General features: G+C 54.6%; 8 protein-coding genes. All 8 read left to right on the forward strand.

Annotation, left to right across the window (positions count from 1 at the left end):
- Nucleotides 1–10 precede the first annotated feature (10 nt).
- Genes JCM15764_RS03325 through JCM15764_RS03360 form a run of 8 tightly spaced genes read left to right on the forward strand, consistent with a single transcriptional unit; the run spans nt 11 to nt 15373 of the window.
- On the forward strand, nt 11–1261 hold the full coding sequence (locus JCM15764_RS03325) for a baseplate J/gp47 family protein (RefSeq protein WP_054692594.1): 1251 nt from the start codon (nt 11–13) through the stop codon (nt 1259–1261).
- Complete coding sequence (locus JCM15764_RS03330; RefSeq protein WP_243688266.1) at nt 1228–3024, forward strand: baseplate J/gp47 family protein; 1797 nt, start codon at nt 1228–1230, stop codon at nt 3022–3024. Before JCM15764_RS03325 ends, JCM15764_RS03330 begins: the two co-directional genes overlap by 34 nt.
- Before the next feature lies 1 nt (nt 3025).
- Entirely contained in the window at nt 3026–5776 is a 2751-nt protein-coding gene (locus JCM15764_RS03335) for a baseplate wedge protein (protein ID WP_054692602.1), read from the forward strand.
- A gap of 9 nt (nt 5777–5785) precedes the next feature.
- Nucleotides 5786–8737, forward strand: coding sequence for a hypothetical protein (locus JCM15764_RS03340; protein ID WP_054692604.1), 2952 nt, complete (start codon nt 5786–5788; stop codon nt 8735–8737).
- Between the two features lie 15 nt (nt 8738–8752).
- Entirely contained in the window at nt 8753–10612 is a 1860-nt protein-coding gene (locus JCM15764_RS03345) for a contractile injection system tape measure protein (protein ID WP_054692605.1), read from the forward strand.
- Nucleotides 10579–11955: an ATP-binding protein gene (locus JCM15764_RS03350; protein ID WP_243688267.1), complete on the forward strand. Its 1377-nt coding sequence runs from the start codon at nt 10579–10581 to the stop codon at nt 11953–11955. Before JCM15764_RS03345 ends, JCM15764_RS03350 begins: the two co-directional genes overlap by 34 nt.
- Nucleotides 11955–14189, forward strand: a complete 2235-nt coding sequence (locus tag JCM15764_RS03355) for an eCIS core domain-containing protein (RefSeq protein WP_054692606.1) — start codon at nt 11955–11957, stop codon at nt 14187–14189. The genes JCM15764_RS03350 and JCM15764_RS03355 overlap by 1 nt, the downstream gene beginning before the upstream one ends.
- Nucleotides 14084–15373, forward strand: coding sequence for a DNA/RNA non-specific endonuclease (locus JCM15764_RS03360; protein ID WP_243688268.1), 1290 nt, complete (start codon nt 14084–14086; stop codon nt 15371–15373). Before JCM15764_RS03355 ends, JCM15764_RS03360 begins: the two co-directional genes overlap by 106 nt.
- The last annotated feature ends 288 nt before the right edge of the window (nt 15374–15661 follow it).

Here is a 15661-nt window from a genome sequence, read left to right on the forward strand (position 1 = left end):
GGAAGAGCAGATGCCCGATAAAGAAACCACCCCTCACTCGATGGATTCGCCGGGCCAGGACCGGCGCAGCCGTCTCGCCGAAGAACTCTCGGTGCACTTTGCCGACATCGACGAACGGAGTCCTCGTGATTTCCTACTCCAAGCAAAAAAGCTGGCGGAGGTGATGGATTTCTACGATATGGATCCCTCCGTTCCTTCGGGAAACTGGAGCCGGTTTTTCGACTGTGACGAGAAAGAAGCGGATCTCCTGCCCGGATCAGATTCGGGGGATATGGAGCCCCACCTGGCGCTCTTTTTTTCATTCCTCAAGCTTTACGAGATACCGAAAGAGGTATTGAATCGCTTTACCGGCCGCCATCTGGATTTTTACTACCAGGATGTCCTCCGTTTCCAGAAAAAATCTCCCCAATGGGACAAGGCGCATCTTCTGCTTGAGCTGAAAAAGAATATGCCTGCCACGGAGATAGGGCCTGGACACTCCTTTTCAGCAGGGAAGGATGCAAAGGGGGTGGAGCGTCTTTATGTCCCTTCACGAAATACGGTCATCAATGCCGCGAAAGTAGCGTCGTTGAAGGGGGTCCACCTCGGAAGTGACGGGATCGTGAGACGCGCCACGGTTGCGAATTCTTCGAACGGTGTGGGAGGGGAATTTAAAGGGCCGGAGCCGAAATGGCACCCCTTCGGCACAGACCGCTGGCCCGAAGCAGAAATAGGGTTCGCCCTATCCGCTCCGGTGCTGCGGATGAAGGAGGGGAGTCGCCGCATTATCATGAAGTTAAGCCTGACCGGAGGGGAGAATCTGAAAGGGAACATTTCCCTCGCCGAGATCTTCGAAGTCCGCTTGACTGGCGAAAAAGGGTGGATCTCCGTAAATGTTCGCGAAATTGCCTGCAGCGGCAGTGAGCTGGAATTGGACATCGGGATTCCGGCTACGGAACAGGCAGTGGTGGACTGCGATGGGAAACTCCATCAATTTTCCTGCGTTCCCCCGGCGCCGGTCATTCAGGTGCTCCTGAAGCAGAAGGATAGCCCCCAATATGGCAAACTTGCAGGGATAAAGGTGGAAGAGGCGGAGATCTTCGTGGAAGTGGGTCGCAGGTGTCTCAGGAAAAGGAAGCCCCAGTCCGGCTCCGCACCATTCATGTTGAGACGGACCTGGGTGCGGCGGATCCCAAAAAACCCTTTCTTCCCTTCGGCCCGCAGCCCACGTCCGGGTCGAAATTTACCGTGGTGTCTCCCGAAGCGGCAGAAAAAACGGTGACTTCCCTCGATCTGCAAATCAAATGGAAGGGGGCGCCGGATAATCTGGTCGAACACTATAAAGCCTATGATGAGAGTGGCTTGAAGAACAACAGTTACTTTACCGCTCGAATTACTGCATCTGACAATTCCGGCATCGCCAGTGAGGTCGAGAGCGCTGCGCCTCTTTTTGAGGGAAACGCAACTGCCTTGAAGGATTTTGCCATCGGCAAGGCCGGACCGGCAACATTCTCGCTCAAACAGGATTTCCTGCACTCCCAATATTTAAACAAATATGTCATAGCCACAATGGCCTTGGCGCAGACGGCGCAGGCTGTGGCTCCGCCGCCGCCTGTGGCTCCGCCGCAGGGGCTGGATGTCGTAGATCAGGTAGAACAGCCGCAGCTTCCGAACGAACCTTACACGCCAGCCATCGAGGAAATCACCCTCTCCTATACCGCCACTTCCGGCACGGTTGTAATCTCTTCAATTAAAGAAGATGCCTACAAGAATGAAGAAATCCAATTTTTTCACCTGTCATGTTTTGGCACCAACAGAGAGCACAGTTATCTCAGGAACGTGGGCGGTTTAAAAGACGCGCAGCTAAAGGTGCCGCTTTTGCCGGAATATTCAAACGAAGGGGAGCTGTACATCGGCTTCTCCAGCCTCCGGGGTGGAGACAGTGTAAATGTGCTTTTTCAGGTTGCCGAAGGGAGCAACAACCCGGAGTCCGGTTCCCCCAGCCCGAAGTGGTCCGTTCTGTGTAACAACTACTGGAAACCTCTGGGGCTGACGGAGGTGCTGCTCGACTCTACCAACAATTTTCGCCGGAGCGGGACCATCACTTTTGTGATCCCGTCGGAGGCCAGCCTTGCCAATACCATCCTCCCCTCGGACCTTCTCTGGATCAGGGGAACAGTGGGCAAGGATTCCGATGGGGTCTGCCAGATGGTAGAGGTGGCGGCGAATGCGGTCGAAGTGACCTTCAGGGACAACGGTAACGATCTCTCCCATCTTGCCGCTCCGCTTCCTTCGGGAACCATTGCCAGGCTGAAAACGCCGATAGCCACGGTAAAAGGGGTCATGCAGCCCTTTGCCACATTCGGCGGCGCCCCGGAAGAGGGGGATGGCGACTTCCATGCCCGTGTTGCCGAGCGGCTACGACACAAGAACCGCTGCATCACCGCGTGGGACTATGAGCGGGTCGTGCTGGAAGCCTTTCCGAATATCCATATGGCCAGATGCATTCCCCATGCAAGTAAGGATTCATGGCTCGCTCCGGGAAACGTTCTCATAGTGGTGGTTCCGGACCTGAGAAACAGGAATGCCGCCGATCCGCTGGAGCCGAAGGTGGATACCGATACCCTCGACCGCATTGCCTCAGATCTCCGCGCAAGAACCTCATCTCAGGTCAATATTCATGTCAAAAGCCCGGCTTATCAGAAGCTGGAGCTCGATTTCAAGGTGAAGTTCAAGGAAGGTTTTGAATTCAATTACTACAGCAAGGACCTGAACGCGAAGTTGAAGGAGTTTCTTTCGCCCTGGGCTTTCGAAACGGGGTCTTCAATCATCGACGGTCGGGAGCTCTCCTTCGGCGGCAGAATATACAAATCGGTCATCCTCGATTTCATCGAAGAGGTGGAGTACGTGGATTTCGTCACCGACTTCATGATGTACACCTACACCGAAGGCAAAACCATGGACGACATGGACGAAGCGCGTCCCGAACGCCCCGACGCAATACTGGTCTCCGTCCCTCTCCATACCATCAGCGAGGTCCCCTGAAATGTTCTCTCCTGTGACCATACCGAAACGAAAACCGGGAGAAGAGTTCGATCATCGCCATCTTTTCGAGATCGGGCTTCAGCATGTGCAGCGCCTCTCACACCGGATCTGGACGGACTACAACATCCATGACCCCGGTATTACCATCCTCGAATTACTTGCCTACGCCCTTACCGATCTTTCCTACCGTGCATCCCTTCCGGTCAAGGATCTGCTGGCGGCGCCCGCTGATAACGAGAAGAACATGCAGGGGCAGTTTTTCACCGCCAGGACTATTCTGCCGAACAGACCTCTCACCCTGCTCGATTACCGTAAGCTGCTGATTGATCTGAAAGGGGTGAGGAACGCATGGCTTGAGAAATGTCCCGTCACCTACTATGCGGACATTGCAGCAGGTGAACTCTCCCATTCCAGACCGGCCCATCATGGGAGAGAGGTGGCGGTGCAGGGTCTCTACAATGTAATCGTGGATTTCGAATCAAACGATCCGCAAGAACAGAAGGAAGCAGAGGAGTTGGTCAGAAAAACGCTTCATGGGAACAGAAACCTTTGTGAGGATTTCGTCTCCATAATGAAGGTTGAGACGGAAGAGTTCAATCTCTGCTGCGAAATCGAAGTTGCCCCCGACACTTCCGATGCTGGGCTGATCGAAGTCGCGGCAAAAATCCTCTTCATGGTCGAACAGTACTTCGACCCGCCGGTCAGAAACTACTCTTTAAGCGAGATGCTGGAAAAGAAAAAGCCTGACGGCAGTCGGTTCAGGGTTGACGAGTTATTCGAAGGGCCAAGGCTTGATTGTGGTTTCATTGACGATTACGAGCTTGCCAAAGGGGCTCTGCGGGAAGAGATTCGTCTCTCCGACATCATCAGCATTGTAATGGACGTCGATGCTGTCCGGGCGGTTCAGGAAATACTGGTCAACAGGGTCCGGAAGGGGAAGGTCGAGCCGGCGAGAAACAAGTGGGTTCTTAAGGTGAGTCAGGGAAGAAAACCGGTTCTCGGAAAAAATCGCATTGTTTTTAACCGCCGCGGGGTGCGGGTAGCTCCATCCGAGGATGCCGTACGTGCAAGACTTGCTGAGCTTCGAAAAGGGGCGATCTTGCTGGTGGAGACGAAGCGGGAAGAGGATCTGGATGTTCCACTGGGAATTTTCAGAAACCCTTCAACGTACTATTCGTTTCAGAACCACTTTCCCCAGATCTACGGGATCAGCGAATACGGACTCGGCAGCCAGGCCGATGACAGAAGGAAGGCATCGGCGATGCAGCTGAAGGGTTACCTCCTGTTTTTCGACCAGCTGATGGCGGACTATCTTGCACAGCTGGGCCGGGTCCGCGAGCTTTTTTCGAACAAGCCCCATGTCCGGACAACTTATTTTCACCAGGTTGTTGACTCGTTTGCACAGCACGAGCGCCTCTACTCCATAAAAAGAACCATTAAGAAAACAGCCTCCGGCGAAGAGGACAAGAAAGAGAAAATAAGGAAGATAGTCGCTTTTGTTTGTGGGACAACAGCGGACGAAGGTGCGGTCCGCGATGCGGAGAAGGCAGCTGCACGTTTCGTAAGAGGTGGCACGGGTGAAGAGGACCACCTTCAGCGTCTCATGAATATTGCCCTCCAGAGCAGATTCGAGGATGAGGGCGTTAACATCGACAGGAGAAGCCGTTTTCTCGACCATCTCATCGCGCGCTTTGCAGAGCGTTTCACCGAATTCGCACATCTCATGTATTCCGATTTCGGAGCGAGCAGCCTCTCCATTCTCAGGTATAAATGTGAATTCCTGAAGGATTACCCAAGGATAAGCAGTGACAGGGGGCTTGCCTACAACTACACGTTAAGCCATCCACGATCCCGGTGGGACAGCAAAAATATTTCCGGATTCGAGAGACGCGTGGCACGGCTTCTTGGCATTCGCAATTTTACCCGCAGGAATCTTGCCGAAAGCATTCCATACGATATCTACCCGGAAATCGACGCCACCCCTGGAGACGAGTTCCGTTTCCGAATTCGCAGGAGTGCAACGAAGGGAATACTGCTCAGCAGCAGCAGGAATTTCGGGACCGAGGAGAAGGCACGGCAGGAGATGATGCATGCGGCGCATTTTGCTCAGATCCCCTCTGCCTATGTGCGCAGCATCACCACCGACGGCAAGCACTGCTTCAAGATCGTCGACGAGCACAGGAAAGTGGTTGCAGTCAGGAAACAATCGTTTGGCAGGAAAGAGGAAATGGAACAGGCCATTGACGAATTGATTGACATCATGACTGCCAATTATGGTGGAGAAGGAATGTATGTGGTCGAGAATATCCTTCTGCGTCCCCAGGATGGAAGCGATGATCCTTTCCTTCGAATAAACCGGTCATCAGCCGGTGACGATGTTGCATCCCTCGATCCCTACTCGTACCGGCTCCACGTGATCCTGCCGGCGTACGGGCGCCGCTTCGGCGACATGCATTTCAGGCGCTATGCCGAACAGGTAATCAGGCAGGAGACCCCGGCGCACATACTGCCGAAAATCTGCTGGATCAGCCGCGAGGATATGGAGCTTTTGCAGGAAGTCTATCAGGACTGGGTAGGCGTTAAATCGGGTGCGGATGAATCGGACCGAAGAAGCAAGCTATTCAGGTTCTTCTGTACCCTGTTTGCCGTCAAGAACATCTATCCGACTGCAACCCTGACCGGTTGTGCAAAAGGGGCACGCGAAGGGAAATTCATTTTAGATCAGACGAGTCTCGGCAAAAAGAGCGGATAAGGATGTCACATGTCAAATTACATCAGCGAATGGCTTGTTCTCGGACCAATTTTCAATGTGAAACACCAGTCGTTCTCTCACCACGCCGGAGACGGGCACCCCACGGCAAAACAGATCATAAACGATATCGTTTCACCCTTTGGCGGTATCCGCCCGCTGGACATCACCAGGTCACTGTGCGTCTCACCCCAAGAGGGTGATACGGTTCATTACCGCAGCAGTTTTTATGACATGAACTGCACCTGGCAGCGCGCATCTTTCCATGTCAATGACTGGGAGAATCCCCATGATACGGGGGATGACATCCGTCGGCTCCATGACTTATCGAACACCTCCCTGCACGACTTTTCCGACAAGCACCACTGTCTGGCATTTTTTCTTGTCTATATCCATTCACCAGACACCCGGCACACAGAACTTTTGGTCAGAAACGACGACTCGCTCAGGGTGTGGCTGAACGGTGAGGAGATCGATGAGCTGAAATTCGCGGGCGAGATGGAAGTGGATGTGGCGGAGAGGTCGGCGGAGGTGTGTCTCTGCAAGGGGACGAATGTTTTGCTGGCCGCCGTTGCGGAAACCCATTACGAATGGGGATTTTCGGCCAGATTTGCGAACGATGAAGGTCTGGAGTTTACGACTGTGAAGCCTGCCGAGGAGCCGTTCCATCCCCCGGGTCGCGATGCGGTGCAGTCGCTGAAGCATATATCGGAGATGTACAGCATTTTCGAGAAGGGGCAGGTGCTCACACACGACCAGTTGAACAGCATAGCCGAATACCTGGATGACCAGACACGCCTGACACGGGTGAACCTGATCGGTGTCGGCATTCTCTGCGGGTTCGACATCTCCCTCGAAAAGACCCGCATCAAGATCGGCAAGGGGGTCGGGGTGACGACCGATGGCGACTTGGTCGTCTTCTCCGCCCCGCGCATCTTCGAGTGGTTCACCCTATTCGATGAAAGCCGGCCGCGCTACGCTCCATTCTACGGCGGCGATACGGAAAAGGGGAAGCTGATCGAACTCTACGAGCTGTTGGACGAGAGGCCGTATTGCGAAGAAGACGCCACCCCGCTTGCCAAACTCCCCAATTTTCAGAAAATGGCGGTCATCCTCTATGTGGAGAGCTACATCACCGACAAGGACATTTGTTCCGCCACCGACTGCGACAACCTGGGGCAGGAACGGGTCAACCAGGTCAAGGTGCTGCTTGCCAACCGTGAGCAGGCGGCCTCTCTTACGATCCAACGGAGGACCCAAGAGCCGCTTCCGAAGATTCTAGCCGACCGTCCGGTTTTAAGCCCGCTGCCATTTCTTCTTGCAGGGGAGGCTGGAACAGGACTTTGGTACAAGATGCTGCATGACACTTACTGGGAAGCCTGCGAAAAGAACTGGGCCAAGTTCGACAAGTTCTGCGAATCTTTGCCCCAACTTTGCCAACCTATCGCCTTGTTCATAGAAGGTCCTTTGGAAGGTTTCTTAACAAATTGGAAAGAAATTCTGATGGGGATCCGCGACGGGTTTAAACCGGAGAAGAGTCCGGAACAGTTGAAGGCCATCGGTTTAAGTCAGGAGAAGTACCCATTGGACATTCAGTACTACCACGATTTTCTTAAAGATCTTCTGGAGTGCTGCAACATGCTGGGAGAGGCAGCAGTTGTAGCAAGTGCCGTGTGTGCTCCCGACTACAACCTGTTTCCAAAGCACCTGCTGGCAGGCATAACCAGCGGTAATACGGATCGTCTTCGTACCTCCTTTCAACCGGCGGTTTGTTCCAAGGCCAAGCAGACTCTTGAGACCGCTCTTCAGCTCCTTGAAAAAATAAACAGTATGATTCGGAGTTTCAAGATCCCAGTCGTCGACTGGGTAGCAGTGACCCCGACTGGCAGGCACGGAGATTGGCTGCTGAATGAGGGGCAGACTCCTTATTACTATTCCAAAGTTGTTAGCAGTCGCCCGGGAACCGCGGTGCTTGCAGAAGCCCCTGTCTTGCAGAGGCCGTATAAATGGGAAAGGGTTATACACAAACCTGACCCGGATCTTCTTGCCAAGTTGGAACGTGACCGCGAGTCGATGCAACACGCGGCCAACGAAAAAATTGAAAATTTAGAGAAAATTGAAATGACGGGGCTATTCGAGAAGGAAGCGACGCGGCAGGAGCCGTTAAAAGTTTCCCTCTGCGACAATTCCTTTTTCAGGATAGAAGGGCATCTTGGTCAGGATGTGGCGGTGGTCATGAGACGTCTCTTGACCCTTATCCTGTGCTACAACCTCCCCTTTGCCGTGCTGCCGGTTACTCTCAAAAACGAAATGTGGGAACCGAAAAGCAGGGAGAATGCCGTTGCTATGGCGGGTGAACGACTTGTCAAGATGATCGGCGATGCCAAGGTCGATGACAGTATCGAGATCGAGAAGCTGACGCAGGTTATAGACCAGATATACACGGAACTGCTTAGGGCAAAACTCAATTTCGACTCCGATCAATGGCGGGACTTCTGGATAATTTTCGACAGTATTAATTTTGCACGTGCAAGCGGTTTCAAAAAGGTCGCAGCCGAAGAGGCCAAGGAACTGTTAAGTGTCGGCCTCAGGTTTTTCCGTCGATTGACTCAAGCGCTGGGGGACAGAATGCCATTTAGAGCTCTCTTTTCCCGGGATCCCGGATTACAACACTGCGGCGGAGTGTCGCGCGGCGGCACCTTTGTCATCGTCGATTACGAAGGGACTGTCGTAGCGGATTTTATGCTGTCCGATTATATTTCCATGACACGTTACCTAAAGACAGAAGCTTTAACTGTTGTGATAGATCAGAGAGTTACCGACGCGGCGAAGGCTGCCGGGAGACATAAACAGGTTGCCATAAAGAAGGCTGGTGTAAGAAAGACTGTGAAGGATGCGCCAAAGCCCGATGTGCCCTCTTCCCCTGCGACCCCTGTGGATAAAGAAAATCCGCCACAGGGGTAAAGGATGGACGTTTAAATGCCGACATCAGCCCCTCACCGTATTCGCAAGCAGCAATGGATAGTCCGCACAGGGACTGCCGCCGAGGCGTTCGCGCTACGGAAGTACTTGCGGGAGCAGGGGGAAGAGATTCTCTTGCCGGTCCTGCAACAAGCGTTCGACGAAGCGGCGGAAGGGGCTCATCCACTGCGGATACCGAAGATCGAGGTGAACCTGAAAATCAATGCAAAGGGGGAATGGAAGGACCTGCTTCCCCATCTGATCCTGCAGCAGGTTCGGGAGCAACTTCGCTCTCATCTTCTCCACAGGCCGAGAACTGCGGCTAAAGGTTCAGATGCGGGAATATCGCCCGGCGGGGTGAGTGCTTTTGATGGTCTCCTTCACTACCTTGAGACCGGATATCTGCCATGGGAAGAATCGGGTGTCCCTCAGTCGAAAGCGGCGGCCGCACTTCGCGCCAGCTGTCGGGATCGGTGGGCCGACCTGTTCAGCTTCATCGGGAGCAACAGGCTTGAAGCTTTCCAATTTTTTCGCCTCCTGCAGATTGTTGGGGAGGAGAATATTTATCGTCTTGCAGCGGAACTGCCGGGGGGGAAGGCAAGAGGGGGAGGGAGTGTCTCGGCCGGCGAAGTTCTGAAACTGCTCCTGGACGGCAAGGGATTCCATTTGAGCAGCCACACGCGATTGAGGATCGGGGCGGCTGTTTTGGCGAAATGTGCGGCAGAGCCTGCCGGAGACATCATTGAGGAGCTGTGTATCGCGGTTGAAGGCACTATCGTGTCGCAGCAAGAGGCGGAGACGGTCGAGCGCTTCATCTCACGGCTACGAGTGGGTGTTTCCCGGAACGCTCCTCCTGGGATTGGTAACCCGGCCAATGCCGTCAAACACCCTTCGTCCGTCGATCCCACGGTAGGGGAAACTGCAGCAACGGTAACCGGGACTCGGCGACGCGGTTCTTTCTCCATGGAGAGACAGGGGGAGAGAGGCGCAAATGACAGCAGCCGGGAGACAGCTGTACCGGGTGCCGGCACAGAACGTCCCGGATCATTTAACGCAGGCAAGCGCCGGGAATCGTTGAAAAAGGAAACTGGGCTAACGAGAGAAAAACCGGGAACAGAGGCCACGCGGAACGTTAGGGGAAGCCTTCTTTCTGCCGTCCCCCTTGAAGATGTTGAAGATCATGCAGCAAAAGCACAGTCTGTACCGCGTTCTCAGAGTCTCTGGACCCCCACTGGAGCGGGTGATGCGTCGGCTGTCCGGCGGGAGAAGGAGGAATCCTTTTCTGCCGGTGAGATTCCGGAGGTTTCGCCGGGAGGGGAAGAGGTCTTCTCGACAGGTGCTCTAATTCGTGCCGACAATACGTTCAGGTTGGATCTTTTCCCCTTGTCGGTGGGGCAGGCAGGATTGATCCTGCTTCATCCGTTTCTCCCCCGCTTCTTTGATGCCACCGGAATTGCCACTTCGGAAAAAGTGCTCCTGCCGTCCGAGCGGGCGCGTGCGGCCGCCCTCCTGCATTTTTGCGCGACGGGGAGCGACGAGGTGTACGAATTTGAACTCGCCCTGACGAAGATACTGCTCGGACTGGATCCCGAGGCTCCGCTGCCGGTGTGCGAGGGGCTTCTCGCTCAAAAAGAGCGGGATGAATCGGCAGCGCTGCTTCGCGCGGTGGTATCCCACTGGAGTGCCTTGAAAAACACCTCCATCGAGGGGTTCCGCTCCGCCTTCTTGCAGCGCCGGGGGCTTTTGCGAAAGGAGGAGTACGGTTGGAGACTGAATGTGGAGCGCCGGCCTTTCGACCTTCTCCTTGAGCATCTGCCGTGGAGCATGGGGATCGTGAAACTGCCATGGATGAAAATACCGGTATACGTGGAATGGTAGCCGCCTCCGCCGAAAACGCACAGGATCTCGCCGCCGAACTTTCCTGGTTTGCCGATGTCCTCGATGCCCGCATCCGGCTCTATTTCAACAAGGACGCCGCCTTGGGCTCGATTTTAGAGATTGCTCCCCCTGATATCTCCACCAGCAATTCTTGCTATGGAGAATTCGTGCGGCATTACGATCTTTCATTTAACGAGCGGCTGGTGCTTGTGCTCGCACTCATACCACATCTCCGTCCCCAACTCCTCGACGTCCTGTGGAGCAAAAACGAAACCACCGAGCGTGGATTTACCGAATTCGGGGGATTGCACGGGAACACGCATGGAGGATTCATTCCCTCCGGGGAGACTGCGGCCTTCATATTGGCGGGAGACGACCTGGGGACGCGATTTGAAGTGGTGAGGCTCTTCGCCGGCGACCATTTTTTTGCACGTCACAACATCCTGCATCTGTCCCCCACCTCCACATTGGAGCCGGTGCTGAGCGGCCCACTCATCATCTCTCGCGAGCATCTTCAGTGGTTTACAACCGGTGAAGAGCGGAAACCCGCCTATAATTCGGATTTTCCGGCACGTCTGATCGAGACGCAGCTCGAATGGGACGATCTCATTCTACCGCCTGCTACGATGGAGCAGATTGAAGAGATCAGGAATTGGATTCTTCACGGACAGCGGTTGCTGGAGGAGTGGGAGATGAATAAGAAGCTCCAGCCGGGCTTTATCACTCTTTTTCACGGCCCCCCAGGCACCGGAAAGACTCTATCTGCATCATTGCTGGGGAAAAGGTGTGGCCGCGATGTTTACCGAATCGACCTGAGCATGATCGTATCGAAGTACATCGGCGAGACCGAAAAGAATATGGCGAAAGTTTTCGACATGGCCGAGCACAAGAGGTGGATTCTTTTTTTCGATGAGGCTGATGCCCTTTTCGGAAAGAGGACGCGCGTCGACGATTCCCATGACAGGTATGCGAACCAGGAGGTAAGCTTTCTTCTGCAACGGATAGAGGAGTTTGCCGGCGTGGTCATCCTGGCCTCCAACTTGAGGACCAATATGGATGACGCTTTTGTGAGACGCTTCCAGTCGATCATCCATTTCTCCATTCCGAAACCGTCCGAACGCCTGCGGATCTGGCGGAATGCCTTTTCACCCAAGGCGGAGTTGGAGGAGAGGATGGACCTGGAGAGGATAGCGGAGAAGTACGAGTTGACGGGGGGGACGATAATGAACGTCGTTCGTTTCGCATCCCTGAAGGCAGTGAGTAAAGACAGCACAACAATACTTCTTGACGATGTGGAAGAGGGGATCCGCAGGGAATTATACAAGGAGGGCAGGGCTATCTGATGCAGACGGCTAAGCACGCGAAGACGATAACTAAGCCGGCAGCGAATCAATCTGCCGCTTCGATCAAGGGGGTGCAGCGGAAGACCTCCCATGCCACGGCGCCCTTTTCTGTGCAGACCTCTGCGCTCAAGATCTCCTCCCCCCACGACAGGACCGAGCAGGAAGCCGACATGACCGCAAAGAAGGTCGCCCGGATGCCGCTTCCGCTCTCTCCGGTAACGACCAGGCCCAGCGACGGCATTTCAAGGATGACCTCTCCCTATCTAAGTAAATTTGCCGATTCAGGAATTCTCAGGAAGGAGAAAAAGGAAGAAGAGAAAGAAAAGATCCAGCGCAAGGGGACGGGGGAAGGAAACCTGTCGCCGAGCGTTGCTGACGGTATCTCCGGCAGTATGTCGGGAGGAAAGCCTCTTCCCCACGGCGTGCGCAGCTTCATGGAACCGAGGTTTCGTGCAGATTTCTCGAATGTGCGGATCCACACCGGTGAAAGTTCCGCGAAGCTAAACAGGCAGTTGAACGCGCAGGCCTTTACCGTCGGAAATCACGTATTCTTCGGCAAAGATCGTTTCAGGCCCGAGAGTGGCGATGGAAAAGAGCTGATCGCCCACGAGCTCACTCACACGGTACAGCAGGGAGGAACCCTCCAGCGGAGCGGAGATCCAACTATTTCCCAGACCTCTCCGCCAATGGTGCAGCGCCTGTTCGGAGTTCCAAGCCCGCTGAACTACATCGCCGAAAAGGCGGCGATCATACCGGGCTTCAGAATGTTCACCATCATCCTCGGCGTCAACCCGATCAACATGAGCAGAGTCGACCGAAGCCCGGCCAACATCCTCCGCGCCGTCGTAGAGTTCACGCCGGGAGGCTTCCTCATCACCCAGGCGCTCGACAACCACGGCATCTTCGACAAGGTCGGGAGGTGGGTCGAGCAGCAAATCTCCGCTCTGGGAATGAGTGGCTCGGCAATAAAGCAGGCTGTCATGACATTCATCGACTCCCTCGGCATGAGAGATCTCGCGGACCTGGGAGGTGCATGGGACAGGGCGAAACGGATATTCACCGAGCCGATCGACAGGATCGTCGGCTTTGCCAAGGGGCTCGTCAGCGGCATCCTGAAATTCATCAGGGAGGCGATCCTGCGTCCGTTGGCGAAGCTGGCCGAGGGGACGCGGGGATATGACCTGCTGAAAGCGATACTGGGGCAGGACCCGGTGACCGGAGAACCGGTGCCGCGCAATGCTGAGACGCTCATCGGCGGCTTCATGAAGCTGATAGGTCAGGAAGAGGTGTGGCAGAATCTGAAGAAGGCAAACGCCGTGGCGCGCGCCTGGGCCTGGTTCCAGGGGGCGGTTGCCTCGCTGGTCGGCTTCGTCAGGCAGATCCCTGCACTTTTTATGAAAACCCTCCAGTCACTGGAGTTGGCTGACATTGTCCTTGTTCCCCGTGCATTCGTGAAGGTTGCAGGTGTTTTCGGCGACTTCGTCGGCAAGTTCGTCACCTGGGCCGGGAATGCTGTCTGGAACTTGCTGGAGATCATCTTCGAAGTGGTTGCGCCGGCTGCCATTCCCTACCTGAAAAAAGGGATCGAGGTATTCCGGACGATTCTGAAGGACCCGATCCGGTTTGTCGGGAACCTCGTCAAGGCGGGGATCCAGGGATTCAGGCAGTTCTCGGCCAACATAGGCACGCACCTCAAGACGAGCCTTCTCCAGTGGCTTACCGGAGCACTCGCTGGTGCCGCCATCTACATTCCGCAGTCGTTCGACATGAAGGAGATCATCAAGTTCATTCTCTCCGTTCTGGGGCTTACCTGGCAGAACATCCGGCAGAAGCTGGTGCGTGCCGTCGGGGAGACGGTGGTAAAGACCATGGAAACCGGTTTCGACATCGTTGTCACGCTGGTTAAGGAAGGCCCTGCGGCCGCCTGGGAGAAGATAAAGGAGCAACTTTCCAATCTGAAGGAGATCGTCCTGGAGGAGATCCGCAATTTCGTTATCGTGAAGGTGGTGGAGAGTGCCATCACCAAGCTCGTCACGAGCCTGAACCCGGCGGGGGCAATCATCCAGCAATCATCGCCATCTACAACACCATCATGTTCTTCATCGAACGGATCAAGCAGATTACCCAGGTGGCGAAATCCTTCCTCGATTCCATTGCCGCCATTGCATCGGGAGCGATTGCCGCAGCGGCAAACCGGGTCGAGCAGACCATGGCGGGGCTCCTTACCATGGTGATCAGCTTTCTTGCCCGCTTGGTCGGTCTCGGCAAGGTGACCGACATAACCACAGGCATCATGAACAAGGTCCGTGCCCCCATTGACAAAGCGCTGGAGAAGGTAGTGGAGTGGATTGTCGCCGGGGCGAAGAAGTTGTGGAAAACAGCCAAGGATGCAGGAGGCGCTATAGTAGGTTGGTGGAAAAGGAAAAGCTCTTTCAGAACGCCGAAAGGGGCGAAGCACGAGTTCTTCTTCAAGGGAACGGAGGCGAAACCGCGCCCATGGGTCGCAAGTGAAGACCCGACGGAGGTGCAGGCGAGGATCAACCGGTGGAAAGCGGATGCCGGGAGTGCCGATGCGACCACTGCAATGAAGGGGGCGAAACCGAAACTCGACGAAGCAGGGAAACTCGACGCCATTCTGCAAAAGGCGGCTCAGGAAAACAAAGAGAAACCGAAGGACGCACCTGCGAAGCTGGAGACATTGCTCGCGGAACTGCTGGATATATTCGAAACCACAATTGCTGGGTCTGCCGAGCCTGTCAAAGTGGGAGATGTCGAAGTAAAGCCGGTGATTACTTACCGTACTGGAAGCGTGAGGATCGGCAACAAGTCTTCCGTTGCCGGTTACCACATGACATATGAGTATCTTGCTCCTAACCACGGACAGGGGACAAGCCCGAAGGATTCGGAGCAGGCGGAAGTTTTCTCCATCCTTCCGACTGTCGGTAAGGTCGGCAAGGGACGCTCGGGAGGGGAGACGTATATCAAGGGACACCTGCTCAACGACAATGTTGGCGGTCCCGGGATCGCGAAGAACCTCTTTCCCATCACCACCCAGGCGAATTCTGATCACAAGACGATGGTTGAAACGCACGTGAAGAACCTGGTGAACAAAGCTGGCTGCCTCGCTTTCTATGAGGTGAAGGTGATAGAAAAACCGGCCGAGCCGCTTATCGGCCACGTCAATGATGCCGGTGAGCAGATGTACAAGATCGACGCGCGACTGGAGCTTTCGTCGATACCTATACGCTCCATGATAAAAAACGCCTTGAGAGGCGGCGGAAGGACCCGAAAAAATTCACAATCAATTCTACCTACAGGGCGGGGTCGACTCCCAGGGAGGAGTCGAAGAAAAAGGCGGAGGAGCGCAGGGCCGCGAAATCCGAATTCGAGAAAGATGCTGACGATGCAGCGAAGATGAAGAAGTTCGATCCTTCGAAGGTGATATGGAGCGAGTCATATTATGAGAGAAGAAAAAAATAGAAGACTGAAGTAGCTCAGCCGATTCTTTCTAAGTCCGACAGACTCCTGGCGCCATCCGGAAACTCCGATGAGACATTAACAGCTTCCTGCAAAAAAATGCTGTTTCCCTTCCCTACCTGTTAAATTACCTATTTACCTTGGTCCCCCCCATCCTTCCCTATTCGCTAAAGCTAAAGAAATTCAGCAGCTAAGCGACTCTGGTTCCAGTCAGCAATGCAAAATGAAA

It is taken from the genome of Geotalea toluenoxydans JCM 15764 (assembly GCF_001311985.1).
In the GTDB taxonomy this organism is placed as follows: Bacteria; Desulfobacterota; Desulfuromonadia; order Geobacterales; family Geobacteraceae; genus Geotalea; species Geotalea toluenoxydans.

Coding starts and splice junctions, on each gene's coding strand:
- JCM15764_RS03350 (WP_243688267.1), top strand. CDS start 10,579: ATGGATGAAAATACCGGTATACGTGGAATGGTAGCCGCCTCCGCCGAA.
- JCM15764_RS03340 (WP_054692604.1), top strand. CDS start 5,786: ATGTCAAATTACATCAGCGAATGGCTTGTTCTCGGACCAATTTTCAAT.
- JCM15764_RS03335 (WP_054692602.1), top strand. CDS start 3,026: ATGTTCTCTCCTGTGACCATACCGAAACGAAAACCGGGAGAAGAGTTC.
- JCM15764_RS03355 (WP_054692606.1), top strand. CDS start 11,955: ATGCAGACGGCTAAGCACGCGAAGACGATAACTAAGCCGGCAGCGAAT.
- JCM15764_RS03345 (WP_054692605.1), top strand. CDS start 8,753: ATGCCGACATCAGCCCCTCACCGTATTCGCAAGCAGCAATGGATAGTC.
- JCM15764_RS03325 (WP_054692594.1), top strand. CDS start 11: ATGCCCGATAAAGAAACCACCCCTCACTCGATGGATTCGCCGGGCCAG.